21 protein-coding genes and 5 pseudogenes are annotated in these 26443 nt (G+C 48.9%); 4 read left to right on the top strand and 22 right to left on the bottom strand.

Annotated elements, in window-relative coordinates; translation table 11 throughout:
* Nucleotides 1-10 precede the first annotated feature (10 nt).
* The 15 genes and pseudogenes from glmU to mnmG all read right to left on the bottom strand — a co-directional run bounded on the left by glmU (nucleotide 11) and on the right by mnmG (nucleotide 13031).
* Nucleotides 11-1377, bottom strand: a pseudogene (gene glmU, locus LH51_RS05865) (bifunctional UDP-N-acetylglucosamine diphosphorylase/glucosamine-1-phosphate N-acetyltransferase GlmU).
* 251 nt (nucleotides 1378-1628) lie between these two features.
* A pseudogene (locus LH51_RS05860) lies at nucleotides 1629-2042 on the bottom strand (F0F1 ATP synthase subunit epsilon); the annotation flags it as partial.
* Nucleotides 2043-2074: 32 nt separating this feature from the next.
* Nucleotides 2075-3453 (bottom strand): annotated as a pseudogene (gene atpD, locus LH51_RS05855) (F0F1 ATP synthase subunit beta).
* A gap of 37 nt (nucleotides 3454-3490) precedes the next feature.
* Complete coding sequence (gene atpG / locus LH51_RS05850) at nucleotides 3491-4360, bottom strand: F0F1 ATP synthase subunit gamma (RefSeq protein WP_036520663.1); 870 nt, start codon at nucleotides 4358-4360, stop codon at nucleotides 3491-3493.
* Nucleotides 4361-4437: 77 nt separating this feature from the next.
* Nucleotides 4438-5981: pseudogene (atpA, locus tag LH51_RS05845) on the bottom strand (F0F1 ATP synthase subunit alpha).
* 15 nt (nucleotides 5982-5996) lie between these two features.
* Complete coding sequence (locus LH51_RS05840) at nucleotides 5997-6536, bottom strand: F0F1 ATP synthase subunit delta (RefSeq protein WP_442934814.1); 540 nt, start codon at nucleotides 6534-6536, stop codon at nucleotides 5997-5999.
* A gap of 9 nt (nucleotides 6537-6545) precedes the next feature.
* Nucleotides 6546-7016: a F0F1 ATP synthase subunit B gene (locus LH51_RS05835; RefSeq protein ID WP_036520661.1), complete on the bottom strand. Its 471-nt coding sequence runs from the start codon at nucleotides 7014-7016 to the stop codon at nucleotides 6546-6548.
* A gap of 75 nt (nucleotides 7017-7091) precedes the next feature.
* Entirely contained in the window at nucleotides 7092-7316 is a 225-nt protein-coding gene (gene atpE, locus LH51_RS05830) for a F0F1 ATP synthase subunit C (RefSeq protein WP_036520659.1), read from the bottom strand.
* A 71-nt stretch (nucleotides 7317-7387) separates the two neighbouring features.
* Entirely contained in the window at nucleotides 7388-8212 is an 825-nt protein-coding gene (gene atpB, locus LH51_RS05825; protein ID WP_036520657.1) for a F0F1 ATP synthase subunit A, read from the bottom strand.
* A gap of 16 nt (nucleotides 8213-8228) precedes the next feature.
* Complete coding sequence (locus LH51_RS19890) at nucleotides 8229-8441, bottom strand: ATP synthase subunit I (protein ID WP_235263557.1); 213 nt, start codon at nucleotides 8439-8441, stop codon at nucleotides 8229-8231.
* Complete coding sequence (locus tag LH51_RS05815) at nucleotides 8441-8677, bottom strand: hypothetical protein (RefSeq protein WP_036520655.1); 237 nt, start codon at nucleotides 8675-8677, stop codon at nucleotides 8441-8443. Before LH51_RS05815 ends, LH51_RS19890 begins: the two co-directional genes overlap by 1 nt.
* A 118-nt stretch (nucleotides 8678-8795) precedes the next feature.
* On the bottom strand, nucleotides 8796-9695 hold the full coding sequence (locus LH51_RS05810) for a ParB/RepB/Spo0J family partition protein (protein WP_036520653.1): 900 nt from the start codon (nucleotides 9693-9695) through the stop codon (nucleotides 8796-8798).
* Nucleotides 9695-10510, bottom strand: coding sequence for a ParA family protein (locus LH51_RS05805; protein WP_036520651.1), 816 nt, complete (start codon nucleotides 10508-10510; stop codon nucleotides 9695-9697). The genes LH51_RS05810 and LH51_RS05805 overlap by 1 nt, the downstream gene beginning before the upstream one ends.
* Before the next feature lie 2 nt (nucleotides 10511-10512).
* Nucleotides 10513-11136, bottom strand: coding sequence for a 16S rRNA (guanine(527)-N(7))-methyltransferase RsmG (gene rsmG, locus LH51_RS05800; protein WP_036520649.1), 624 nt, complete (start codon nucleotides 11134-11136; stop codon nucleotides 10513-10515).
* Nucleotides 11133-13031, bottom strand: a complete 1899-nt coding sequence (gene mnmG, locus LH51_RS05795) for a tRNA uridine-5-carboxymethylaminomethyl(34) synthesis enzyme MnmG (RefSeq protein WP_144244190.1) — start codon at nucleotides 13029-13031, stop codon at nucleotides 11133-11135. The genes rsmG and mnmG overlap by 4 nt, the downstream gene beginning before the upstream one ends.
* A 570-nt stretch (nucleotides 13032-13601) precedes the next feature.
* Here mnmG and LH51_RS05790 point away from each other — a divergent pair.
* Entirely contained in the window at nucleotides 13602-14153 is a 552-nt protein-coding gene (locus LH51_RS05790; RefSeq protein WP_036520645.1) for a copper chaperone PCu(A)C, read from the top strand.
* A 61-nt stretch (nucleotides 14154-14214) separates the two neighbouring features.
* Here the strand turns inward: LH51_RS05790 and LH51_RS05785 are convergent, their stop codons facing one another.
* From LH51_RS05785 to LH51_RS05770, 4 genes and pseudogenes are all read right to left on the bottom strand, one after another.
* Nucleotides 14215-14772 carry a carboxymuconolactone decarboxylase family protein gene (locus LH51_RS05785; protein WP_036520643.1) on the bottom strand — a complete coding sequence of 186 codons (558 nt, stop codon included), beginning with the start codon at nucleotides 14770-14772 and terminating at the stop codon, nucleotides 14215-14217.
* A gap of 9 nt (nucleotides 14773-14781) precedes the next feature.
* Nucleotides 14782-16107, bottom strand: a pseudogene (locus LH51_RS05780) (aspartate aminotransferase family protein).
* A 104-nt stretch (nucleotides 16108-16211) separates the two neighbouring features.
* Nucleotides 16212-17735 (bottom strand): cryptochrome/photolyase family protein, encoded by a 1524-nt coding sequence (locus LH51_RS05775; protein WP_036520684.1) that lies wholly within the window; start codon nucleotides 17733-17735, stop codon nucleotides 16212-16214.
* A 150-nt stretch (nucleotides 17736-17885) separates the two neighbouring features.
* Nucleotides 17886-18770 carry a DMT family transporter gene (locus tag LH51_RS05770; protein WP_036520641.1) on the bottom strand — a complete coding sequence of 295 codons (885 nt, stop codon included), beginning with the start codon at nucleotides 18768-18770 and terminating at the stop codon, nucleotides 17886-17888.
* Nucleotides 18771-18971: 201 nt separating this feature from the next.
* Between LH51_RS05770 and LH51_RS05765 the strand changes: the two genes are divergently transcribed.
* Nucleotides 18972-21221: a sensor domain-containing phosphodiesterase gene (locus tag LH51_RS05765; RefSeq protein ID WP_081960684.1), complete on the top strand. Its 2250-nt coding sequence runs from the start codon at nucleotides 18972-18974 to the stop codon at nucleotides 21219-21221.
* Here LH51_RS05765 and lhgO read toward each other — a convergent pair.
* The 3 genes from lhgO to LH51_RS24080 are packed head-to-tail and all read right to left on the bottom strand — an operon-like array spanning nucleotide 21218 to nucleotide 23347.
* Nucleotides 21218-22414, bottom strand: coding sequence for an L-2-hydroxyglutarate oxidase (lhgO, locus tag LH51_RS05760; protein ID WP_036520639.1), 1197 nt, complete (start codon nucleotides 22412-22414; stop codon nucleotides 21218-21220). The two genes, LH51_RS05765 and lhgO, sit on opposite strands and share 4 nt — an antisense overlap.
* Before the next feature lie 58 nt (nucleotides 22415-22472).
* The gene (locus LH51_RS24085) at nucleotides 22473-22979 is read right to left on the bottom strand and encodes a substrate-binding domain-containing protein (protein ID WP_327124376.1); all 507 of its coding nucleotides are present in this window, start codon (nucleotides 22977-22979) and stop codon (nucleotides 22473-22475) included.
* 14 nt (nucleotides 22980-22993) lie between these two features.
* A complete protein-coding gene (locus tag LH51_RS24080) occupies nucleotides 22994-23347 on the bottom strand; it encodes a LysR family transcriptional regulator (protein WP_327124374.1) in 354 nt (117 codons plus the stop codon).
* A 231-nt stretch (nucleotides 23348-23578) separates the two neighbouring features.
* Between LH51_RS24080 and LH51_RS05750 the strand changes: the two genes are divergently transcribed.
* Nucleotides 23579-24913 carry an aspartate aminotransferase family protein gene (locus LH51_RS05750; protein WP_036520637.1) on the top strand — a complete coding sequence of 445 codons (1335 nt, stop codon included), beginning with the start codon at nucleotides 23579-23581 and terminating at the stop codon, nucleotides 24911-24913.
* A 24-nt stretch (nucleotides 24914-24937) separates the two neighbouring features.
* Entirely contained in the window at nucleotides 24938-26425 is a 1488-nt protein-coding gene (locus LH51_RS05745) for a CoA-acylating methylmalonate-semialdehyde dehydrogenase (protein ID WP_036520635.1), read from the top strand.
* Nucleotides 26426-26443 lie beyond the last annotated feature (18 nt).

Genomic DNA, 26443 nt, shown 5'->3' with positions numbered 1-26443 from the left:
CTCAGATTCCTTATGCATTGCGTTTACTGGGGCGTTTCCAGTGGCTCAGGGTTTGCTGTCGGGCACGACCAACTGATAGTTGTCCGGCCGGGGTGTCTCGGGTAATCACCGAACCGGCAGCAATGGTCGCATCATCACCAACTTTGACTGGGGCTACCAGGCAGTATTGGAGCCGATAAAGGCACGATCACCTATATGTGTTTCGGATTTATTCACACCATCATAATTACAGGTAATGGTGCCGGCACCGATATTAGCCTCTTCACCGATATCGGCATCACCGATGTAACTCAGATGATTTACCTTGCTACCCTTACCGATACGAGACTTTTTGGTTTCGACAAAGTTGCCGATTTTACTGCCCTCGGCCAGCTCAGTACCTGGGCGCAAACGAGCAAAGGGACCGATGACTGCTGATTCACCAACCTGCGCCCCATCAATGATGGAATTGGCTTCAATACAACAGCCCGCAGCGATATGGCTGTTACGGATCAGGCAGTTGGGACCGACAACCACCCCTTCACCCAAGCTAACCTCACCTTCAAAAATACAGTTCACATCGATAATAACATCCTGCGCGGCTGAAAGCTGACCACGCACATCTATGCGCGCAGGATCCATCAGGGTGATGCCATTGGTCATAAGTAATTCAGCCTGTTGACGCTGATACCAGCGCTCCAGTTCGGCCAGTTGCAGACGATTATTAACCCCCTGGACCTCTTGTTCAGAGGTGGGTTGAATCGCGCCAATCCTGACACCTTCCGCCGCGGCCATGGCAATAATATCGGTGAGATAATATTCGCCCTGTGCATTTTCAGCAGACAACTGCGGCAGCCAGGCCTGCAAATAGCTGTGTTTCAGCGCCATAATGCCGGTATTCACTTCATTTATGGCCCGTTGATCATCGCTGGCATCCTTGTGTTCAACGATGGCGACAACATCCTTTACCGGGTTGCGTACTATACGGCCATAACCGCTTGGATCATTTAACTCAACCGTCAGCAACGCCAGGTGATCCTGCGCCGCTATGTGGATAAGTTGGTTCAGGGTCTCAGGTTGAATCAGTGGCACATCGCCATAGAGGATCAATACGATGGCCTCTTTGTGGCATTGAGGCAGGGCCTGTGCAACCGCATGCCCGGTACCCAGTTGTTCAGCCTGAAGGGCCAGGGTTACTGGCTGATTGTGCAGCTGTTGTTTGACCTGATCGGCGCCATGCCCTATCACTACATGGATATCGGTATCAGGCAGTGATGAAGCGCTGTCTATGACGTGCTGCAGCATGGGTTTACCTGCCAGCGAGTGCATTACCTTAGGTAACGCAGATTTCATTCGGCTTCCCTGACCCGCCGCCAGTATCACTACATCTGTTTGCATGCCGTATTTCCTGTGTCCTTGATTGCTACTGGCGCCTATTTTACACCGGGGAGGTGTTAAACATCCATGATCGAAGACGAAACGTCACCGCTCCTGCGCATCCGTGTGCCTGCGGCATATAGCGCCATGGACGGCGCCTATGCAGAAAACGCAGGAGCGGTTTTCTGCCCGTACATCCTGTAAATAAAAAAGCCTCCCGAAGGAGGCTCTTTTGTTTCGGCAAACCCGCCTGGACGGGTTACTTGCCGAGTTTTTTTCTTGATCTGCTGCAGAGTACGCAGCTGAGCTGCGGCTTCTGCCAGCTGGGAGGCAGCGCGTGAGTATTGAAACTCACCGGATTTGTCAGAAATAGCATGCTGTGCATGTTTCTGCGCTTCCATTGCTGCAGCTTCATCCAGATCTTTGGCATGCAACGCTGTGTCTGCCAAAACCGTTACCTTGAACGGCTGAATCTCGATAAAACCACCAGAGACGTAGAAAACGTCCTGTTCACCGCCCTCTTTTCGCAGTTCGACCGGGCCTGGTTTCAGTTCCGTTAACAGCGGAGTGTGACCGGGCATAATACCCAGGTCACCCAGGCTACCTGTCACCGAGATAAACTCTACCAGCCCGGAGAAAATCTCTTCCTCAGCACTGACGATCTCGCATTGAACAGTTACAGCCATGTTGATTACCTCTTAAAAGGTTCCGCCAGAACTTATTTCATGCCCTTGGCTTTCTCAATCGCTTCGTCGATGCCACCAACCATGTAGAAAGCCTGTTCTGGCATGTGATCATATTCACCTTCCAGAATGGCTTTAAAGCTGCTGATGGTGTCTTTCAGCGGTACGTATTTACCCGGAGATCCGGTAAATACTTCAGCCACGAAGAACGGTTGAGACAGGAAACGCTGAATCTTACGTGCACGGGATACAATGGATTTATCTTCATCAGACAACTCATCCATACCCAGAATCGCAATGATGTCTTTCAGCTCTTTATAGCGCTGCAGAACACCCTGGACGTTACGTGCGACTTCATAGTGTTCCTGACCAATAACCAGCGGATCCAGCTGACGTGATGTGGAATCCAGTGGATCAACGGCAGGATAGATACCCAGCTCAGCGATCTGACGCGACAGTACCACAGTCGCATCAAGATGCGAGAAGGTCGTTGCCGGAGACGGGTCAGTCAAGTCATCCGCCGGTACGTATACCGCCTGGATAGAAGTGATAGAACCGACTTTGGTTGAGGTGATACGTTCCTGCAGAACGCCCATCTCTTCCGCCAGAGTTGGCTGATAACCTACCGCCGATGGCATACGACCCAGCAGTGCTGATACTTCAGTACCGGCCAGGGTGTAACGGTAGATGTTGTCTACGAACAACAGTACGTCACGGCCTTCGTCACGGAATTTTTCTGCCATGGTCAGGCCAGTCAGCGCAACACGCAGACGGTTACCAGGAGGCTCATTCATCTGACCGTATACCAGAGATACTTTGTCCAGTACGTTGGACTCTTTCATCTCGAAGTAGAAGTCGTTACCTTCACGAGTACGCTCACCCACACCGGCAAACACAGAGAAACCTGAGTGTTCAATCGCGATGTTACGGATAAGCTCCATCATGTTTACGGTTTTACCTACACCGGCACCACCGAACAGACCGACTTTACCACCCTTGGCAAACGGGCAAACCAGGTCGATAACCTTGATGCCGGTTTCCAGCAGGTCGTTAGACGCTGCCTGATCGGCGTAAGCCGGTGCTTTACGGTGAATAGGCATGCGCTCTTCTTCACCGATAGGGCCCGCTTCATCGATCGGATTACCCAGAACGTCCATAATACGTCCCAGTGTCGCTGTACCTACAGGTACAGAAATAGGTGCACCTGTGTTTTCTACATCTAATCCACGACTCACACCTTCGGTCTGACCCATGGCAATAGCCTTACAACACCGTCGCCCAGCTGCTGCTGAACTTCCAGTGTCAGGCCGGTTTTTGTGACGTGTAATGCGTCATAAACCTTCGGAATGGCGTCACGTGGGAATTCCACGTCAACTACCGCACCGATAATCTGAACAATACGTCCGCTACTCATGTTCGGATCCTCTCAACGTTTAAACCTGTTCACTGCACTATACAGCAGCAGCACCACTGACGATCTCAGAAATTTCCTGAGTAATAGCCGCCTGACGAGCCTTGTTGTATACCATTTGAAGCTCATCAATAAGGTCGCCGGCATTATCTGTCGCATTTTTCATCGCCAGCATTCTTGCTGCCTGCTCACAGGCGATATTCTCAATCACACCCTGGTAAACCACCGATTCTACATAGCGAATGAAGAGTGCTTCGAGCAACTCCTGTGCATCCGGCTCGTAGAGGTAATCCCAGCTGCGCTTGAGCTGTTCTTCTGTGTCGTTTTCGTCTGCCTTAGCTGGCAACACTTGCTCTACCGTCGGCTTCTGGGTCATGGTATTCACGAATTCGTTAGAAACCATGAATATTTTATCCAGTCTGCCTTCTTCAAAAGCGCTGAGCATCACCCTAACTGAGCCGATCAGATCAGCCAGTTCCGGGGTATCACCCATGTGCCCTTTGGCAGCAACAACATTACCGCCATAGTTTTTAAAGAAAGTAATCGCCTTGTTTCCCAGTGCACAAATATCGATTTCGACATTCTGCGAATGGAATTCTTTCATAGCGCTGACGGCTGTCTTAAACGTATTCACGTTCAAGCCACCACAGAGTCCGCGATCCGTGGACACGACGATAAATCCGACGCGTTTCACTTCACGCTCCTGCATATAGAGGTGGTTGTATTCAGGATTGGCCGTGGCCAAATGATGAACAACACCTCTGATACCGTTAGCGTACGGGCGGGAAGCCTTCATGCGGTCCTGAGCTTTACGCATTTTTGACGCAGCCACCATTTCCATGGCGCTGGTAATCTTGCGCGTGCTACCAATGCTCGCAATCTGTGTCTTAATCTCTTTTCCGACTGCCATAGTTCCGCCTCTATTCCTAACTCAGTGTCCGGTCTGTAAAGTGAAGTTCACCACAGACCCGCTACTCTGACGAGTAATTACCAAGTCTGGGTAGATTTGAACTTCTCGATGCCGGCTTTCAACTTCGCTGCAATCTCGTCGTTATAATCGCCGGATTCATTGATTGACTTCATCAGGTCAGCAAATTCGCTGTTGAAGAAGCCGATCAGCGCAGTTTCAAAAGCACCGATTTTGTTCAGCTCTACATCTTTCAGGAAGCCTTCGTTGGCAGCGTATAGACTCAGACCCATCTCAGCGACAGACATCGGAGAATACTGTGCCTGCTTCATCAGCTCGGTAACGCGCTGACCATGCTCAAGCTGAGCACGTGTCGTGTCATCCAAGTCAGAAGCAAACTGCGCGAAAGCCGCAAGCTCACGATACTGTGCCAGAGCCAAACGCACACCACCGCCAAGTTTCTTGACGATTTTGGTCTGAGCAGCACCACCTACACGGGATACAGACAGACCGGCGTTGATCGCTGGACGGATACCTGAGTTGAACAGGTCGGATTCAAGGAAGATCTGACCATCAGTGATTGAGATAACGTTGGTTGGTACGAACGCCGAAACGTCTCCACCCTGAGTCTCAATTACAGGCAGCGCTGTCAATGAACCTGTTTTACCTTTGACTTCACCCTTGGTGAACTTCTCAACATAATCAACGTTTACGCGAGCAGCACGCTCAAGCAGACGAGAGTGAAGATAGAACACGTCACCAGGATAAGCTTCACGACCCGGTGGGCGACGCAACAGCAGGGAGATCTGGCGATAAGCCAGGCCTGCTTGGTCAGATCATCATAAATGATCAGTGCATCTTCACCGCGGTCGCGGAAGTATTCACCCATGGAGCAACCGGCATAAGGAGCCAGGAACAACATGGAAGCCGGGTCAGCTGCACCAGCGGCTACGACGATGGTGTGATCCATCGCGCCGTGCTCTTCAAGCTTACGCACCACGTTAGCAATGGTGGACTGTTTCTGTCCGATCGCTACGTAGATACACTTGATGCCGGTACCTTTCTGGTTGATGATCGCATCGATTGCGATCGCTGACTTACCGATCTGGCGGTCACCGATGATCAGCTCACGCTGACCACGACCGATGGGTACCATAGCGTCGATGGCTTTCAGACCTGTCTGAACAGGCTGATCTACCGATTGACGTTCAATAACACCCGGGGCCACTTTTTCGACCGGATCGCTTAATTTAGCTTCAATTGGACCCTTGCCGTCGACCGGATTACCCAGCGCGTCTACAACGCGACCAAGCAGTTCAGGGCCAACTGGCACTTCCAGAATTCGGCCTGTGCAGCGAGCAATCATGCCCTCTACCAGACTTTGATAATCACCCAGAACCACGGCGCCGACAGAGTCGCGCTCAAGGTTAAGAGCCATACCGTAGATACCACCTGGAAACTCGATCATTTCGCCGTACATTACGTCGGCCAGACCGTGAATCAAAATAATACCATCAGATACGCTTACGATTGTGCCCTCATTACGGGCTTCAGAAGACACGTCGAGTTTTTCGATGCGCTTCTTGAGAATCTCGCTGATCTCAGATGGATTCAGTTGCTGCATAGTTATTCCCCATACTCAGGAATTCATCGCTTCGGCCAGTTTCGTCAGTCGAGCACGAACCGAACCGTCGATCACAAGGTCATTTGCGCGAAGGATCACGCCGCCGATGATGGATTGATCCACCGTCGAGGTCATTTTCACTTCACGTCCCAGTTTGGAGCGCAGTGCCTGAGCCAGTTTATCAACCAGTTCTTGATCCAGTTCAAACGCCGTCGTCAGATCAACATCTACTGACTTTTCATGATCGGCTTTAAACTGATCAAACTGTGCTGATATCTTGGGAAGCAAAAGCAGACGCTGATTTTCGGCAAGAAGATAGATGAAATTCTTCGCACCGTCGTTCATGGTCTTATCACAGACCGATACGATCAGTTCTGCTTTTTGCTCCGTGCTCAGTGAAGGCGTTCCAAGAACTCGCTTCATTTCACTGTCATTCACGATTACTGCCGTAAATGCCAGTATGTCTGACCACTGATCGAGGTCGCCCTTATTCAGCGCATAGTCGAACGCTGCTTTGGTATAAGGCCGAGCGATTGTGTTGAGTTCAGCCATCATAAACCTCGCTTAAAGCTCAGCGGCTAGTTTTTCAACCAGCTTAGCGTGTGCTTTTTGGTCAACAGAGGCTTCCAGAATCTTTTCAGCACCGGCAATCGCCAGAACAGAAACCTGTGCGCGAAGAACTTCTCTTGCACGGTTTACTTCCTGTTCCAGTTCAGCCTGAGCAGCCGTTTTTACACGGTTGGCTTCTTCTCGAGCCTGCTCTTTTGCTTCTTCAATCATCAGGTTAGCGCGTTTGTTGGCCTGTTCAATGATGGCGGCGGCCTGTTCCTTGCCTTCACGTAGATCATCAGCGGCCCGCTCTTGAGCGAGTCTCAGATCACGTTCAGCACGGTCAGCTGCATCCAAACCTTCGGCAATCTTCTTTTTGCGATCTGCCATAGCTACCGTAATCGGTGGCCATACATACTTCATGCAGAACATCACAAAAATCGCGAATGCTATGGCCTGACCAATGATGGTGAGATTAATATTCACGCCATTACCCCTCGCGGTTGATTTGAATGGTTAAGACCCTGCCAGGGTCAGCCCCAAAGGTATAATTACCGGTTATCAACCTGCGAAAAGCATGTACAGTGCCATACCAACACCGATCATCGGAACCGCATCAACCAGACCGACGACGATGAAGAACTGGCTGCGAAGCAGTGGAACCAGCTCTGGCTGACGTGCAGCACCTTCAAGAAACTTACCACCCAGCAAACTTACGCCCAGAGCACCAGCCAGTGCAGACAGACCCAGTAGCAGAGCAACAGCGATAAACAGCAGTTCAGCCATTTTTTTTCTCCAACATTTTTTTAAGGTTAAAGTGAATTGAAATCGATTTTAGTTAACAGCACTGACCTTAATCAGTGCTCATGTTCATCATGTGCCATCGCCATGTAAACGATTGTCAGCACCATGAAGATAAACGCCTGTAGTACGATAACCAGGATATGGAAGATCGCCCAGGGTACTGAAAGCACCCACTGAATCCAGAAAGGCAGTAGCGCAATCAGGATAAAGATGATTTCACCCGCATACATGTTACCGAATAGACGCAGACCCAGTGAAACAGGCTTGGCTACAAGGTTAACCAGTTCCAGGAACAGGTTGAACGGAATGAAATACTTACCCAGCGGCTGTAAAGACAGTTCCGCAGCAAACCCTTTAACGCCTTTAACCTTGATACTGTAGTAGATAATCAGGAAAAATACGCTGAAACTCATGCCCAGCGTGGCGTTGATATCGGTTGTTGGTACTATTTTCCAGTAGGGCAGCCCCATTTCACCCGCTATGTAGGGAATGAAATCTACCGGGATCAGCTTCAAGGCGTTCATCAGGAATATCCACACAAATACCGTTAACGCTAAAGGCGCTATAGTCGGGTTGTTGTGATGGAAAATACTCTTGACGTTATCCTGAACAAATTCCACAACCACTTCAATGAAGTTTTGCAGATTGCCAGGTACTCCGCTTACAGCGGTATCAGCCACTTTTTTGAACAACCAGATGAAGAACACCCCGGTTAGAATCGAAAAAAACATGGTATCAACGTGGATCGCCCAGAATCCCATTTCTGCAGCTTTCTGACCACCAGCAAAACCCCAGCCTTCCACGGGGTGATTACCAAAAGTCAGATTACTCAGGTGATGGGATATGTATTCTGAGGATGTAGGGTTTTCGCTTGCCATTCTCAGCTTCTCTCAGTCAAAGTTTCAGAAATCGATGATTCAGTTTCAACTGCAGATACCAACCGGTGACCTGCAGCAGGATATAGGTTACAAACAGCGCCGCGGCATTCAGCGGTTCAATCAGCATGAATACCAGACTAAACAGTGCCACGGCCAACAAAACCTTTCCGGTTTCACTCATATAAATGTTGGCCAGTATTTCCCGTGGCGATCGTGCTGTGTTTTTTATCAGTACTCTGAGTGAAAACCAACCTGTTGGGAGAAGATATAGAAGCCCCCAATAAAGGCCGAATAGGCTGTCACAAAATCTTTAAACATCAGTGCTAAGGCTAGCACACTTGTGAGTGCCAATTGCAGTAATAACACCCTGAAGCAAACAGCAGCAAAGCGTTTACGTTGCTTATCTCTGCCTGAACCACTTGCTAAACCAGCAGATTCTAATCGTTTCTCCTGATCCGGGCTCATCCTATCCAACTACAGCCTGATGTTAAGTCCGGCGATTATAGGGGTTTAAGCCTTATGACTCAACAGCTATAGCGCTTGTCTATTACTAAGGTATTACTAATCGACAGTTGTACATAGTTTAATCAGTCGATTTATCCAATTGCGTCAAAATGGCATCAAGCTGCTCTTGTGAGTTGAAACTTATGCTGATTTTTCCTTTACCCTGAGCACTGGAAGAGACTTTCACCGGCGCTGAAAAAAAGCGCGATAATTGGCTGGATATATCTTTTAACGATTCACTTTGTACTGGCGGTGCTGATTTCTTTGGAATTTCACCTGACTGGAATTTTTTTACCAGCAACTCAGTTTCTCTAACGGAAAGGGCCTTTGCTACCACTTGACCAGCCGCTTCTATCTGCAACTCCGCTTCCAGTGCCAACAGGGCGCGTGCATGCCCCATTTCTAAATCGCCGTATTCGAGCAATTTCTTAACGTCATCGGTAAGGTTCATTAAACGCAATAAATTAGCAATAGCCGATCGGGATTTACCCACCGCATCTGCCACCTGTTGCTGAGTTAGTTCAAACTCGGTTTGTAAACGACTCAATGCCATGGCTTCTTCAATAGGATTGAGGTTTTCGCGCTGGATGTTCTCAATCAGCGCCATAGCAATGGCCGCTTCATCCGGTACATCACGAATTATGACCGGTATAGTGCTCAGCCCAGCCATTTGAGTTGCACGCCAACGACGTTCACCAGCAATGATTTCATAATTACCATCGGCAATGGGGCGCACCACGATGGGTTGCATTACCCCTTGTACCCGAATCGACTCAGCCAGTTCTTCCAGTGCCTGAGGTTCCATATCCCGACGCGGCTGATAACGACCCCGTTCAATCCGGTTAAGATCCATATGCTGCAGTTCACCTGGAGAAGACAAGGGTACCGCTGCCTCATGCAGGGGCGATTGCTGATCGTCTGACATCCCGGATAACAAGGCATCCAGGCCTCTTCCTAAACCACGCTTTTTCACCACCATTATTCGGCTTCCTGTGTGTCAGGTTGTTGCTGTGTTGACTGTTTAAGTTCCGCTTCGGTACGCCGGATTAACTCTCCAGCCAAGGCTAAATAAGCCAAGGCGCCACGTGAGCTTTTATCATATTGCAATACAGGTAAACCATGACTCGGCGCTTCGGCCAAACGTACATTTCGCGGAATTACCGTACGATAAACCTTGTCACCGAAGTACTCTACCAGATGTACAGAGACATCTTTGGTCAGACTCATACGCGGATCAAACATGGTTCGCAGTATGCCTTCAATCTTGAGTTCAGGATTCAGACGTTTGTGTATTTTATCGATAGTACCGATCAATGCGCTGATGCCTTCCAGGGCATAGTATTCACACTGCATCGGAATCAATACGCCCGCAGAGGCTGACAGCGCATTGACGGTCAGCAGATTCAGTGACGGTGGATTATCCAGCAAAATATAATCGTAACGTTCATGCAGTGGCATCAGCGCCATTTTCAGACGAAATTCACGTCGTGGCAGTTGCAGCAATTCCACTTCGGCAGCAGTAAGATCCCCATTGGCACCAATAATATCGAAACCACAGGGTAGTCCTGTGACTATGCACTGCTCAGCGGTCATGTCACCAATCAGCAGTTCATAAGATGAACCCTCAAGTTCATGCTTGTCGACTCCACTTCCCATGGTCGCATTGCCCTGTGGATCAAGATCTATCAGCAAGACCCGTTTTTTGGTCGCCGCCAGCGATGCCGCCAGGTTTACACAGGTTGTGGTTTTACCGACACCACCTTTCTGGTTGGTAATCGTGAGAATCTTCGCCACCGTCAGGCTCTCCCTAGTATCAGCAGATGTCGTTCAGCATCGCACCCCGGAACAGTTAAAACATGGGTAGACTGCAAACTAAACCCTTCACGAAGTGTGCTGATTTCCTGCTCAGGATACAGCCCTTTCATGGCAAGAAAAATACCCTTGTCAGCACAAAGATGCGCCGTCCAGTCGAGCATGTCATTCACAGAGGCAAAAGCCCTGGAAATTACCGCATCAAAAGGTGTCGGTTGATAAGCTTCTACGCGACCTTGAACCACAGTCAGATTGTGCAACCCCAGTTCGGCTTTAACCTGTTGCTGAAAACGGGTTTTTTTGCCGTTGCTGTCAATCGTAGTTACTTCACAGTCAGGTTTACAGATTGCCAGGGGAATGCCGGGTAGTCCCGGACCACTGCCAACATCAATGATGCGATCACCACTGACATGGGCCAGAATGCTCAGACTATCGGCCAGATGCCGGCTGATCATGGCCTCAGGTGATCTGACAGCCGTGAGGTTGTAAGCCTTGTTCCACTTGATCAGCAGTTCAAGGTAAGCAATTAACTGATCGGCCTGAGCATCACTGATCGCTATGCCCATCTGGACAAATATTTTATCCAGTTGATTACGATAACTACTCATAGCGCTGCAGTCCGAGCCTGTTTTGCCGCCATCTGACGTTTTTTCAAATGTACCAGCAGCAGAGAGACGGCAGCCGGGGTCATCCCCTGAATGCGGGATACCTGGGCAATACTCACCGGTTTAACCGCTTCCAGTTTACTGCGTAGCTCATTGGATAAGCCTCCGACTTGTGAATAATCCAGATCAGCGGGTAGTGGCGTATCCTCTTGTTTGCGCATCTGCTCTATTTCACTGCGCTGACGCTCAATGTAACCGGCATACTTAAAGGCCACTTCCACCTGTTCAGCCACGGCGGGATCTTCCACACCTTCACCATGCAGTTCACACAGATCGGCATAGCCTAACTCTGGACGACGGATCAGATCAGCCAGACTGTATTCACGGCTAAGAGGGGTAGTCAGTTTTTCAGCCAACTTAGCCGATTCAGGTGAATTAGGCTGAATATACGTGGTTTCAAGACGCTGCTTTTCCTGTTCAACCGCTTCACGTTTGCGCTCAAAGGCCTGCCAACGCTCATCAGACACCAATCCCAACTCTCGACCTTTTTCAGTCAGACGCATATCAGCATTATCTTCACGTAATACCAGGCGATACTCGGCACGACTGGTAAACATGCGATAGGGTTCTGAGGTACCGTGGGTAATCAGATCATCGACCAACACCCCGATATAGGCTTCATCGCGACGAGGATACCACTGGGCTTTTTCCTGAACTTGCAGCGCGGCATTCATCCCTGCCAACAATCCTTGAGCACCCGCTTCTTCATACCCGGTTGTACCATTGATCTGACCGGCAAAATACAGCCCGGATATAAAACGGGTTTCCAGGGTGTGCTTAAGATCCTGAGGATTAAAATAATCATACTCTATGGCATAGCCGGGGCGGGTGATGTGCGCGTTTTCAAAGCCCTTGATCGAACGTACCAGATTCAGTTGCACATCAAAGGGTAAGCTGGTGGATATACCATTGGGGTAGAGTTCATGTGTTGTCAGGCCTTCCGGTTCAACAAAAATCTGATGCTGATCCTTATCGGCAAAGCGGTGAATTTTATCTTCAATCGAAGGGCAGTACCTCGGGCCAATCCCTTCAATCACACCACTGTACATAGGTGAACGATCTAATCCACCACGAATGATTTCATGTGTTTGTGCATTGGTATGGGTGATATAACAACTTACCTGTTGCGGATGGTCTGCCAGGTTACCCATATACGACATAACCGGGGTAGGGGTATCACCCGGTTGTTCCTGCATCACTGAAAAATCGACACTACGCGCATCAATACGCGGTGGGGTTCCGGTTTTTAAGCGTTCAACCCGAAACGGCATTTCACGTAAACGACGTGCCAGAGCAACAGCGGGAGGATCACCAGCGCGGCCCCCTTGATAGTTTTCCAGACCGATATGGATCACACCACCAAGAAATGTACCTGCGGTTAATACCACCGTTTTTGCCTGAAAACGTATGCCGCTTTGAGTGATTACACCGGCAATCCTGTCACCTTGCATGATCAGATCATCGGCGGCTTGCTGAAAAATCTGCAGGTTGGGCTGATTTTCCAGAATATGACGAATGGCGGCTTTGTAAAGAATACGGTCAGCCTGGGCACGTGTAGCACGCACAGCGGGTCCTTTGCGTGCATTCAATGTACGAAACTGAATACCACCTAAGTCCGTGGCACGCGCCATGGCACCATCCAAAGCATCGATCTCTTTGACCAAATGACTTTTTCCTATTCCCCCAATTGCGGGGTTACAGGACATCTGCCCCAGGGTTTCGATGTTATGGGTCAGCAGTAGTGTTTTTACGCCCATACGTGCCGAGGCCAGAGCCGCTTCAGTACCGGCATGGCCACCACCTATGACAATGACATCAAAGTGATCCGGGTAATCCAGCATGTGTTATCACCGTTAAAAATTTGAGCCTGGTAGGCAGGCGGTTATTTCAGGGCGCTAAGTATAGCCTTCTGAACGCCGATAAGAAATGGTCAAAAAATAACCAATGCTATTAAGTGTTTTGATATTAATAAAATAAAGTCTTTTAAGAAGAAAAGCTTATTGTTGTGTTTATAGTAAGCTAGCCATTTTTCTGTGTAAAAATACATAAATTCTATATATTACATGATATTAGACTATGGTTAACTCTGTTACTTCAGGGCTGTTTTGGGTGTGTTGCAGATGTTGAGGGCCTGTGAATAAACAAGCTGCTTATCCACAGGTGAAGTTATACACAGTTTTATGCCAAGGTTGTTACGGGTTAATTATACATATTACACACAGCTAAAAGTGGATAAGTATTTTTTATCACTGTACTGGTGGTAATAATGCTAATAACCTGTGGTTAAACTGTGGTTTTATCCACATATACACTAAAAACAAGGGATTAAAATAGGTTTGGGATCGGTGGAAAACTAGGTTACACTTGATGCCTAGTAGGGGTTATCCCTAACTGATAAGGAGGGTAAAATGATGGGTATTTATCGTTTTTTGGCCATATTACTGGTCAGTCTGAGTTTTTCTGCTCAGGCAATAGCTGAAAAAATATATGTAGACAGTGCCTGGAGTCCCTATTTTGCTGTTCCTGAACTGGATCGTGCTCCGGTCTATATGACAATTACTAACTTATCCAATAAAGAGCGTAAGTTGCTATCTGTAACTACTGATATTGCGGATAAGGTTGTGATTCAAAGTATGGTAAATGTTGAAGGCACTGCTCAGATCACGGATATCAGTGATGTAGTTTTACCCAGTGGCGTGCCGGTTAATATGGATAACACCAACCTTTATCTGTTGCTGGAAGGTATCAATTCAAGGTTGCGTGCCGGCAGTCGCTTCAGTATGAATCTGCTGTTTGATGAGGGTGAGTCACAAAGTGTTCGGATTCAGATACGTTCAGTGGCTGTAAGTGGTGATCGTATGCTGGAAAATATACGCACAGATCCAATGCAGCAAGGCCATTCACCGCGTCGTTCAGAAGACCTGGATGAAGGGGTTTTGACAGATCCGATGATCCGTTAGTAAAAAGCACCCTGAACCTGTGTATTCAGGGTGCTGACTATTAGCTGTGTATCTGCTTATATCAGGGTTGTACAAAGGGCAGTGGTTGATCAGTTTCACGCTGTACTTCGAAAACATTCAGCGTCATTGCCACCAGGCTGTAGTAGCCAAGAATACCGATCAGGTCGACCAAAGCAGCTTCACCTAAAATAGCAACGGCCTGCTGGTAGAGAGAATCGGAAATACGTTTGCTTTTATAGAGAGTTCGAGTGATTTGATACACTAATTGCTCTTGCGCATCTGCAAACACAGGCTCTTTATCTGTACGTATGGCTTCAGATATTTGAGAACTTATACCGGCCTGATGGGCAATAGGTTCGTGTATCTGCCATTCTGCCTGAGATTGCCAGCAGGCCGCCGTTGTCAAAATAGCCAATTCACTCAGTCTTAATGGAATACGGCTATGGTAACGGCAGTAAGCACCCAGTTTCTGGGCGTGATCAGCCAGCTCCGGACTGTGTACCCAAGCCAAAAAGGGGCCATCCAGATTGCCTCTGGGCCCATTCAGAATAGAGTCGAGCACACGTTGCTGCTCAGTAGTGGTATTTTCGGGTGTTAGTTCTGTCAAGCGTGATTGCATCGTTTTTCCTTAAACCTGTTTCATTACCTGATCGATAGATCGGCTCAGTTTATCGACTATTTCAGTGATGTGTGCTTCGGTAATAATAAACGCTGGCGCCAGCAGTATATGGTCGCCATCTTTTCCATTGATGGTTCCGCCCATGGGGTAGCACATCAAGCCCTGCTGCATGGCTTCGGCCTTGATTTTAGCATGCAGTTTCAGTGATGCATCAAAGGGTTCCTTGGTATCTCGGTTTTTGACCAGTTCAATCCCACGAAATAGTCCGCGTCCCCGAATATCGCCAATGTTCGGGTGATCACCCAGTGCTTGTACAAGGGCTTGATGAAGTTTTTCACCCATCAGGGTTACATTTTCAAGTAGTTGATCAGATTCAATTCGCTGTTGAACCGCCAAGCAGCGGCACAGGCTGTTGCATGACCTATATAGGTATGACCATGCTGAAAAAATCCGCTGCCATTACGTAATGTAGAAATGATGTCTTCACTCACCAGGGTGGCACCGATAGGCTGATAACCGGCACCCAGCCTTTGGCAATACAGATAAGATCAGGTTCAATCCCTTCCTGAGCACTGGCAAATAAAGCCCCGGTGCGACCCATACCACACATCACTTCATCAGCAATGAGTAAAATCCCATGGCGGCTGCAGATTTCGCGCATGCGTTTAAAGTAATCAGTAACGGCTGGCACCGCACCCATTGTTGCGCCGACAACGGGTTCAGCAATAAAGGCCATAATGTTTTCGCCACCCAGTTCAGCGATTTTCTGCTCCAACTCGTTGGCTAAGCGTAGGGCAAAATTCGCTTCAGTTTCGTCACTCAGTTGTTCGCGATAGGCATAACAAGGGCTCAGGTGATGGATATTAATCAACAGGGGTTCAAATTGCTGGCGTCGCCAGAGGTTACCACCGGTGGCCAGGGCGCCCAGAGTATTGCCATGGTAACTCTGGCGTCGGGCAATAATGTGTTTACGCTGAGGTTGCCTTTTTCCACATAATACTGACGCGCCAGTTTCAGTGCAGACTCTACTGCTTCTGAACCGCCTGAAACAAAATACACTGAATTGAGTGAGCCGGGTGCACGTTCAGCGAGAAAATCAGCCAACTGCTCCATGGGTTCCGTGGTGAAGAAAGAACTGTGCGCATAGGCGATAGAATCCACCTGTTTTTTTATTGCTTCTATCACACTTGCATCACTGTGACCCAGGCAGGAGACAGCGGCACCGCCACAGGCATCGAGGTAACGTTTATTGTCAGCATCAATAATGTAGACCCCATCTCCTTTTACAGCGGTGGGGTAATTCTGAAGCAAGCTGCGATGCAATACATGACTCATGGCACATCCTTGACACGATTAGGCTGTTAAAAGCCGACATAAATATGGTTAATAAACTAAGCCAAAAGTATAGGCCAAATTATCAGACGGCACGACTGGATTTATTAGAGTTTGTGTATGTTTTCCAGGTTATTCTCGGCTGTAATAAGAATAGATTGCTGTTCTTCCTGACTAAATTTTTGCCAGTTTCGGTACACCATAGTCATACGAGGGTTGGTGCTGAATTTATCGGCATGTGTATGGATAAAATGCCAATAAAGACTGTTGAATGGACAACTGCCCGATCCTGATCGACGTTTCACATCATAGTGGCAGTTTTTACAGTAGTGGCTCATTTTATTCAGATAGTTACCTGAAGCGGCATAGGGTTTACTGGCAATCAGGCCCGCATCGGCAAACAAGCTCATTCCCCGGGTATTGGGCATTTCAACCCACTCTATAGCATCCATATAGATGCCCAGGTACCAGTGATCAACGGCATCGGGATGGAGCCCGGCGAGCAGGGCAAAATTGCCAGTGACCATCAAGCGTTGGATATGGTGTGCATAGGCTTGTTCAAGTGACTGGGTAATACTATGGGCCATGCATCGCATGTGTGTTTGTCCTGTCCAGTAAAAATCAGGCAGGTCCCGTTCGGCTGATAAATAGTTGTTGTTGGCATAATCAGGCATGTGCGCCCAATAGAGTGCTCGTACATATTCCCGCCAGCCCAGTATTTGGCGAATAAAACCCTCTATTTGTGCCAGTGATATATCTGACTGGTGTGTTTGCCAGTAGTTTTCAGCGGCACGAATAACTTCCATCGGATGCAGCATTTTTGTATTCAGGCAAAATGACAGTCGACTGTGAAACAGGCTCCAGCCCCGTTCGGTCATGGCATCCTGGTACTGACCGAAGTGGCTTAAACACTGGTGTAAAAAATGCTGCAATAGCTGACGCGCCTGTTGGCGGTTAATTGGCCAGATAAAGTTATGCGGGTCCAGGCTTCCCAGCGTTTTAACCCGGTGGCGTTGCAATCGTGCATGGATAGCAGATACATCTTCACTGAATAGCAAGGGCTCAGGTATGTTGGTCTTGTCCGGTAATCGATTACGGTTTTCGCTATCGAAGTTCCAGCGTCCTCCCAGGGGTTTTCCTTCACTATCCATTAAAACATTATAGGTCTTACGTAAATGCCGGTAAAAAAACTCCATGCGGCTGTGCGGTAAGCTGTTCCAGGCATCTCTCGAGGTTAAAAAATGCTCTGTATCAACCATTGTAGCTGGAATGTTTAATGACTCTGTAAAGCGACTCAGTTGTTGATCCAAGCGGTATTCATCAGGCGCTTGATAACTAAACTGGGTAATAGCATGCAGGGCTATACGATTGCTAAGTAGCTCGGGCAGATCCTTGAATTGGGCTGTATCATCCAGGGTCAGGTAGTCAACCTGATGGCCCGCCAGTTGTAAAGCCTGGGCAAACTGCTGCATAGCGGCAAAAAAGCCGGTGATCTTCTGCACATGATGGACAACATAATGGGTTTCCTGCGCCAATTCAGCAATAAGGAAAATGACCTGATCATCCTGGTGTTTATACCAGCTATGTGCCGCATTTAATTGATCACCCAGAATCAGTCGCAGTTCTTTCATAGTCACATCGATGTTTAAGAGTTAAGACTGAATTACGGCTTTCAACAGTACTTAGATCAAAAAATCTGTGGATAACTCTGTTTATAATGTGTAAAAAACAGCTGCAGTCTTGGTTAATAACCGCATATAAGTTCGATTTTATCTGATAATTCAAGGTGTTGATTTTTTGATCTGTTGAATCAGTAATGCAATCACTATCATCACCAGACCAACCAGCGTTGCAGCATAGATCTGTTCGCCCACCAGAAAGCGCAGAAAAATCAGAGAAGCAAAGGGGGAAATAAAGATCAGGTTGGATATTCTGGCGGTGTTTTCAGCATAGCGCATTGCCATCAACCACATGACAAAGGCAATACCCATCTCAAAAATGCCCACATAGATGGCGCCCAGCCAGCCTTGCCATGCAGTCATCTGAAAATCAGACCAGATGGCGGTGGCGAGCAGAATCATTGGAAAAGCCAGTATAAAACTTAACGCCAGAGAAATAATTGGATCGGATGAGTTGCGGGTGTTCAGTATCCAGTAGCCAGCCCATATCACAGTAGATAGTAAAGCCAGTGCGACACCTGTTGGATCATCGAAATTCAGGCTTAGTAAATCCCCCTTGGTCGCTATAACCAGTGCACCGAAATAACCCAGTATGATGGCCAGCCAATCCTGACGGCGGATACGTTGGCCCAGAAAAGGCACCGCCAGTAGCGTTAGGGTGATAGCCCAAGTGTAGTTGAGGGTTTGTGCCTGTTGAGCCGGAAGACGGTCGTAGGCCTGGAACAACACCAGATAATAGAGCGCCGGGTTCATAAAACCGGCCAGTAAAAAAAAGTACGGGCGCTTGCCGAAAGTGGGCAGTAAGTATTTCAGTTTGCCCTGAAATGAGAGGATACCCAGCATTAGCAATACAGAGGTAAGGGTTGCTATAAGCAGTAATTGCGCCGGTGAAAAATAGTTGAGAGACAACTTAAAAGCACTTGCAACAGTTGACCAGCAGGCCACAGCACCCAGGGCAAAAAACACGGCTTTTTTTTGATCCTTCATAAACTACGCTTGTCCCTTTAGGCTCCCGATGAGTTTTCATACACAGATTATCAGAATACCCTAGTGCATAGACTTTGTGTTGCCGATCTTGTCATCAGGGCAATTTATGCATCTTAATCTGGCTCTCAACCGTATAGTTTGATAACGACATATAGCGACTATACTTTGAAACACAAATAGAACCTATGTAGTGGTATTAGAATGGATAAAGATACGGCAATTCAATTACTGAATCAGCGTTATGAGCTGGAGCATCTGATTAGCCGCATCTCTTCAGCCGTGGTTGTGTGTACCTATCAGGACCTGGACACAGAAATTGAGAACTCGTTACAGTTGATTGCTGATTTTACCCGCGCAGATCGTTGCTATTTGTTCCAAATATGGGAAGAAACCCATGCAGACAATACCCATGAATGGTGTGCACCAGGTATTAAGCCCCAAAAGGCAATACTTCAAAATATGCCGTTGAGTGATCGTTATTTGACAGCTCAGTTGATCAAATCCAAGCAGATAGTTAATTTCCCTGATGTAGCGCAGCTTACTGGCAAAGCTTTCGCCGATAAGGAGCTGTTGGTTAGTCAGTCTATTCAGTCCATGCTATCAGTCCCGATGATTTCTAATACCCGTCTGGTAGGTTTTATTGGTCTGGATGCGGTTAATCAAAAACGCATCTGGTCGGATGATGACATTTATCTGTTACGGATTGTGGGTGACATCTTTACCCATGCGTTGGAGCACAAACGTGCTACAGATATGTTGAAGGCCAGTGAAGCACGATTGCGCTATATATTTGAGAAGATACCTGCCATTGCTGTACAGGGTTATGACGCCAACCGACGTGTGTTTTTATGGAACAAAGCCAGTGAGCAGCTTTATGGCTATACACTGGAAGAAGCTTTAGGCCAACAACTGGAAAATCTGATTATTCCATCAGAAGATCGCAGTGAGGTTAAAGCAGCGATTGTATCCTGGCTACAGGGTAATGAAGAGATCCCCTCAGGCGAGCTGACTTTGCAACGTAAGGACGGTTCTCGTCTCAGAGTCTTTTCCAGTCATGTTATGCACACCACCTCAGTGGGTCAGAAAGAACTTTATTGTGTTGATGTCGATTTAACCGCATTGAAAGCCGTTCAGCAGGAACTGAAACAACTGGCACACTTTGATGCACTAACGAGTTTGCCCAATCGTACTTTACTGGCTGACCGACTTAACCAAATGCTGAACATGAGCCGTCGTCATAATCATCTGGTGGCCGTAGCCTATTTGGATCTGGATGGCTTCAAACACATCAATGATACCCATGGCCATAATATGGGTGATCTGTTGCTCAAACAGTTGGCGCAATCGATGCAATCCTGCTTACGTGAAGATGACACTCTGGCACGTATTGGTGGAGATGAGTTTATTGCCGTATTAGGCAATATTAATGTCATGGATGATTGTGAGCTGCTGATGGAACGTTTATTGGAAGCGGCTTCATCGCCAGTTATCCTGGATGGGCATAGCTTAAAAGTATCTGCCAGTATTGGCGTTACTCTCTATCCCCTGGATGAGTCGGATCCGGATCAATTAATTCGGCATGCTGATCAGGCGATGTATCTGGCTAAACAGGCAGGTAAGAACCGTTTCCAGTTCTTTGATATTCAACTGGAAGATGAAATATGTAAAAAGCAACGAGCCAGACAATCGATTGCTGAAGGTTTAGAGCGTGAAGAGTTTGTTCTCTATTATCAGCCAAAAATCAATATGCGTACCCTTACACTTGAGGGGGCAGAAGTCTTGGTTCGCTGGCAGCATCCACAGCTGGGCCTGTTATCTCCGGGAATATTTCTGCCAGTTACAGAAGGACATGAGCTGGGTATCAAGCTGGGTGAATGGGTGATCAACACGGCATTGATGCAGATGCAAACGTGGAAACAACAGGGTTTTGATTGTCCGTTAAGTATCAACGTTGCAGCTCAGCAGATACAGTTGGATAACTTTAGCCTGTTTATGCAATCTGCTTTGGCGGCTCACCCCAGAGTCAATGCAGAGGATGTTGAGCTGGAGATACTGGAAACCAGTGCACTGAGCGATATCGAACAGGTCACTCAGATCATGTTGGACTGTCGCCGGTTGGGTGTCAGTTTTTCATTGGATGATTTTGGAACAGGTTACTCTTCGCTGGCCTATCTTAAACGCTTACCGATTGAGTGTTTGAAAATTGATCAGAGTTTTGTACGTGACATGCTCACTGAGACCGATGATCTTTCCATTATTCAGGGTATTCTTAGTCTGGCGGCGGCCTTTAACCTGCGTGTCATCGCTGAGGGTGTTGAAACACCAGCGCATTGCCGCAAAATGTTGGCATTGGGGTGTGAGTTGGCACAGGGTTATGGCATTGCCCGTCCTATGCCAGCTGATGCGCTCCCCGACTGGGTGAGCGAAACGCTACCGCTATTGAGTTTCTAGTTTTCGATCAGTTTATCCACCTGCTCAAGAATATGCTCGCCAATTGGCAAGGAAGACGTGGCCGCAGGCGATGGTGCATTGCAGACATTCACTGTGCGGCGGGTATTAATAAACAGAAAATCATCAATCAGTTTGCCATCACGGCTAACGGCCTGTGCACGCACACCCGCAGGATAGGGTTGCAGATCGGCCTGGGTAATATTCGGGCAGTATTTGCGCACTTCTTCAAGATAGGCTGATTTGAACAGCGAGTTTTTCATCTCCACCAGACCAGGACGCAGATTTTTGGCCAACACTTTAAGAATGCCGGGGTTGGTGAACATCTGCAGCATATCAGCTGCTGAAATATCGCTTTTCCGATAACCTTCCCGCTTCAGTGCCAGTACCGCATTGGGTCCTACTGTGGTGGTGCCATCGATCATGCGGGTCAGGTGTACACCGAGAAACGGCATGGAGGGATCGGGAATCGGATAGATCAGATGATTGACGATCTGGTTATGCTGCTCTGGTAACAGGTAGTACTCTCCCCGGAACGGGCAGATGGTGAAGTCAGGTTTCAGACCCAGCATGCGTACTACCCTATCTGCCATCAGGCCGGAGCAACTGATCAGGTAACGCGTGGTAAAGGTTTCCTGCTCGGTGGAAACCCGCACTTCCTGATCAGTTTCCAGTAAGGCATTCACACTATGATCATAGCGTATCTCGCCTCCTAGTTGCTGAAACACCTGTGCCATTGCCTGGGTTACCTGGGCATAATTCACGATACCGCTGGAGGGCACAAAAATCGCGCCGAGTCCGGTTATATTGGGTTCACGTTCGCGTAGAGCACCGGCTGACAACCATTCACGTTCCAGGCCATTAGCCTCTGTTCTTTCCCAGAGCGCCTGCATACGCTGCATTTCCAGGTCATTGGTAGCAACCAGCAATTTGCCACAAACGTTATACTCTACCTGGTGTTCATCACAGAAAGCTTTCATGCGCCGATTGCCTTCAAGGCAAAAACGCGCTTTCAGACTACCCGGGGTGTAGTAGACACCGGCATGGATCACCCCACTGTTGTGACCTGTCTGATGCTGAGCCGGGCCGGATTCTTTTTCCAGTAGCAGAACCCGTTTGTCCGGATAGCGTTGTTGCAGCTGCATTGCTGTGGACGTACCCAGAATACCGCCACCGATAATGATGAAATCGTACACCCTGCTGAACCTCATTAACGTCAATGAACAATCATTGTGGCGTGTTTGTTGAACACACTCAATGCTCTGCTGTTTTCTCAATGGTGTGTTGCAACAGTTCCAGATAGGTTTCTAAAATCAGATTGGGGCGCTTGCCCTTGCGGGTAATCGCCGCAAAATCCGTGCTGAACTGACGTTGGGCAGGTGCAATCGCCTGCATTTTTCCCTCCCTGACCCAACGCTCGGCATAATGGGTGGGTAGAAAACCCAGATAACGACCAGTTAATATCAGAAAGGCGATCCCTTCCCTGTCAGTGGCTGTGGCGCTGACATGCAGTGACTGGTAATGATTCAGCGCTTGTTCTGTTTGTGCATAGGCAGCAGCAACTACATCCATACGCTTGAGTTCAGTGTCCGTTACAGTCTCTTTACCGAACAACGCATTTGAATGGCTGCAGTAGAGCTGTGAGGTCTCGCTGTAAAGTGCCAGATAATTTAGCCCTGGCAGGGCTTTGATGACCGGGACCACACCCAGATGCAAACGCCCATCCAGCACCGCAACTTCAATCTCAGCGGGAGGGGCCATGCGGATATTGATCATCACTTCGGGGCCGCGTGCTTGATAGCACCAATGGCATCGGTGATATACATTTTCGGCATGGTCACCAGATTATCGGTGATGCCGATATTTAACTCCCCTTTCAAGTGTGCATGCAGGCTGTTGACCTGGGTACGGAAATCTTCCAGTGCTGACAGAAGTTGCAGGCTGTAGGCATAGACCTCGCGGCCCTCTTCTGTCAGGGAAAAGCCACTACGACCACGTTGGCACAAACGTAATGACAGGCGTTGTTCCAGATCGGACATGGCGGTACTGATAGCGGCGCGACTGATGTTCAGGTCCGCTTCTGCGGCGGCAAAACCGCCCCGTTCGACAACGTTACGAAAAATCCGCAATAAGCGGATATCGGCATCGGCTACCTGGCAGATAAGGCGGGTTTTAATGTTTTCATGCTAATGCTTTAACAGTTAAAGAGTTTTAGTTTAGCCAACCTTTTAGTTAACTAAAAGGTTAAGTAAAGATAACTAAATAAATATTTTAAAAACCTAACGTCCGGCTCACACTGGTTGCACTTATTATTACTATCGCTGTGTCGGAAACCTGTACCGGCACCTGGAGATGCCATTATGTCGGATAACAAAGCCGCTGGTTTGAGCCGTGATCAGTTAGAAGCCTACTGGATGCCCTATACCGGCAACCGTCAGTTCAAAGACAACCCGCGCATGATTGTCGGGGCCGACGACAAATACTATATCGATGCTGAAGGTCGACGTATCTTCGATGGCCTCTCTGGTCTGTGGTGCTGTGGTGCCGGTCATAACCGTCCGGAAATTGCCGAGGCGGTCAGTCAACAGTTGAAACAGCTGGATTACTCCCCGGCGTTTCAGTTTGGCCATCCGAAAGCCTTCCAACTGGCCAACCGGGTGGTGGAGTTTATGCCGGAAGGTCTGGACCATGTGTTTTTCACCGGTTCCGGGTCGGAAAGTGCCGACACCTCGTTAAAAATTGCCCGTGCTTACTGGCGCAAGAAAGGCATGCCGTCGAAAACCCGTCTGATTGGCCGGATCAAGGGCTATCATGGGGTGAATTTCGGTGGCATCAGTGTCGGTGGCATAGGCGCTAACCGTGCGCTGTTCGGTCAGGCGGTGGAAGCGGACCATCTGGCGCACACCATACTTAAAGAAAATGCCTTTACCCGGGGTATGCCGAAAACCGGCGCTGAGCTGGCCAATGAGCTGCTGGAACTGATTACCCTGCATGATGCCTCCAATATAGCCGCGGTGATAGTAGAACCTATGGCCGGTTCCGCCGGTGTTATTCCCCCGCCAGTTGGTTACCTGCAACGCTTGCGGGAAATCTGTGATCAGCACAATATTCTGTTGATCTTTGATGAAGTCATTACCGCCTTCGGACGTTGCGGCACCAAGACAGGTGCAGAAGCTTTTGGCGTCAAACCGGATATACTGAATATTGCCAAACAGATGACTAACGGTGCTGTGCCTATGGGCGCGGTGGTGGTTCGTTCAGAGATCTATACCACCTTTATGGAACAGGGTGGACTGGACTATCTGCTGGAACTGCCACATGGTTATACCTATTCGGCGCATCCGGTGGCCTGCGCGGCTGGGCTGGCGGCACTGGATCTGCTGGAAAGTGAGCAACTAATACAGCGCTCGGCCAGTATGGCGCCGGTATTTGAGCAGGCGCTGCACAGTCTGAAAGGCACTCAGCATATCACCGATATTCGTAACTATGGTCTGGCGGGTGCGTTGACTATTGCGCCGGCACCGGGTGAACCCCTGAAGCGGCCTTATCAGATAGCGATGAAGTGCTGGGATAAAGGCTTTTATGTCCGCTACGGCGGTGACACGATTCAACTCGGCCTGCCATTTACTGTGGATAAAGAAGAAATAGATTTATTGATCAATGCATTGGGCGATGCGATCAACGAAACCGAATAACCCGATTAAAGAAGTGAGACACGAATGAACCCGATTGGACACCTGATTAACGGCGAGCTGGTTACCCCCGAAGGGCGACACCAGCCTGTGTATAACCCCTCGGCCGGGTCGGCACATGCCGATGTACTGCTGGCTTCAACAGCGACAGTTGAACAGGCTATTGCCAGCGCCAAAGCGGCCTTCCCGGCCTGGCGTAACACGCCAGCGGCCAAGCGTGCCCGGGTGATGTTTCGCTTTAAGGAACTGCTGGAAGCCAATGCGGACGAGATCGTTCGCCTGATCGGACTGGAGCATGGCAAAATTTCGCACGATGCCATGGGTGAACTGCAGCGTGGTATCGAAAATGTTGAATATGCCTGCTATGCCCCGGAGCTGCTTAAGGGTGAACACAGCAAAAATGTTGGCCCAGGCATCGATTCCTGGAGTGAAATGCAGCCGCTGGGCGTAGTCGCCGGCATCACGCCGTTCAACTTCCCCGCCATGGTGCCACTGTGGATGTATCCGCTGGCGATCGTGTCAGGTAACTGTTTTATCCTCAAGCCTTCAGAGCGTGATCCCTCCTCCACCCTGCTGATTGCTCAGTTACTGCTTCAGGCGGGTTTGCCTGCTGGTGTATTGAATGTGGTCAATGGTGATAAGGAAGCTGTGGATACTCTGCTGACTCACCCAGATATAGCCGCCGTCAGCTTCGTTGGTTCCACACCGATTGCTGAGTATGTCTATCAGACGGCCTCTGCGCATGGCAAACGCTGTCAGGCACTGGGCGGAGCTAAAAACCACGCCATCGTTATGCCGGATGCCGATATGGATAACGCTGTGGAAGCACTGACGGGTGCCGCCTTCGGTTCGTCAGGTGAGCGCTGCATGGCGATCTCTGTCGCGGTAGCGGTCGGTGATGAAGCGGCCGATACGCTGGTTGCCAAGCTGCGTCAGCGGATGCAGAGTCTGAAAGTGGGCGCTTACACCGATAGCAGTAATGACTTTGGCCCATTGATCACCGAAGCCCATAAAGCCAAGGTGGAAGGCTATATTCACAGTGCTGAGGAAGAAGGTGCTGTGCTAGTGGTGGATGGCCGTAACCCGGCGGTCGGTGATGCCAGCGGCTTTTTTGTCGGTGGTACGCTGATCGATCAGGTCAAACCCGGTATGCGCTGCTACGAAGAGGAAATTTTTGGGCCGGTATTGGTGGTCGTGCGTGTGGATTCCATGCAGGCTGCGATGGATCTGATCGATGCACATGAATACGGCAATGGTACCTGCCTGTTTACCCGTGATGGTGAAGCAGCACGTTATTTCAGTGATAACATCCAGGTGGGTATGGTGGGTATTAACGTGCCTCTGCCAGTACCTGTGTCCTACCATAGCTTCGGCGGCTGGAAACGTTCGCTGTTTGGGGATCTGTTTGCCTATGGTCCGGATGGCGTGCGTTTCTACACCCGCCGCAAAACCATTACCCAGCGCTGGCCATCATCCGGTGTGCGTGAAGGGGCGCAGTTCTCCTTCCCGTCCTGAGCACTTATTTAACTGATT

Source organism: Nitrincola sp. A-D6, from assembly GCF_000764495.1.
Lineage (GTDB): Bacteria > Pseudomonadota > Gammaproteobacteria > Pseudomonadales > Balneatricaceae > Nitrincola.
This window is presented reverse-complemented; position numbering and strand designations above follow the sequence as displayed.

What these genes read in the sequence shown, in the direction of transcription:
- atpG (WP_036520663.1), bottom strand. Translation starts at nt 4,360, where the DNA reads ATGGCAGTCGGAAAAGAGATTAAGACACAGATTGCGAGCATTGGTAGC.
- LH51_RS05840 (WP_442934814.1), bottom strand. Translation starts at nt 6,536, where the DNA reads ATGATGGCTGAACTCAACACAATCGCTCGGCCTTATACCAAAGCAGCG.
- atpE (WP_036520659.1), bottom strand. Translation starts at nt 7,316, where the DNA reads ATGGCTGAACTGCTGTTTATCGCTGTTGCTCTGCTACTGGGTCTGTCT.
- atpB (WP_036520657.1), bottom strand. Translation starts at nt 8,212, where the DNA reads ATGGCAAGCGAAAACCCTACATCCTCAGAATACATATCCCATCACCTG.
- LH51_RS05815 (WP_036520655.1), bottom strand. Translation starts at nt 8,677, where the DNA reads ATGAGCCCGGATCAGGAGAAACGATTAGAATCTGCTGGTTTAGCAAGT.
- LH51_RS05810 (WP_036520653.1), bottom strand. Translation starts at nt 9,695, where the DNA reads ATGGTGGTGAAAAAGCGTGGTTTAGGAAGAGGCCTGGATGCCTTGTTA.
- rsmG (WP_036520649.1), bottom strand. Translation starts at nt 11,136, where the DNA reads ATGAGTAGTTATCGTAATCAACTGGATAAAATATTTGTCCAGATGGGC.
- LH51_RS05790 (WP_036520645.1), top strand. Translation starts at nt 13,602, where the DNA reads ATGATGGGTATTTATCGTTTTTTGGCCATATTACTGGTCAGTCTGAGT.
- LH51_RS05785 (WP_036520643.1), bottom strand. Translation starts at nt 14,772, where the DNA reads ATGCAATCACGCTTGACAGAACTAACACCCGAAAATACCACTACTGAG.
- LH51_RS05775 (WP_036520684.1), bottom strand. Translation starts at nt 17,735, where the DNA reads ATGAAAGAACTGCGACTGATTCTGGGTGATCAATTAAATGCGGCACAT.
- LH51_RS05770 (WP_036520641.1), bottom strand. Translation starts at nt 18,770, where the DNA reads ATGAAGGATCAAAAAAAAGCCGTGTTTTTTGCCCTGGGTGCTGTGGCC.
- LH51_RS05765 (WP_081960684.1), top strand. Translation starts at nt 18,972, where the DNA reads ATGGATAAAGATACGGCAATTCAATTACTGAATCAGCGTTATGAGCTG.
- LH51_RS24085 (WP_327124376.1), bottom strand. Translation starts at nt 22,979, where the DNA reads ATGGCCCCTCCCGCTGAGATTGAAGTTGCGGTGCTGGATGGGCGTTTG.
- LH51_RS05750 (WP_036520637.1), top strand. Translation starts at nt 23,579, where the DNA reads ATGTCGGATAACAAAGCCGCTGGTTTGAGCCGTGATCAGTTAGAAGCC.
- LH51_RS05745 (WP_036520635.1), top strand. Translation starts at nt 24,938, where the DNA reads ATGAACCCGATTGGACACCTGATTAACGGCGAGCTGGTTACCCCCGAA.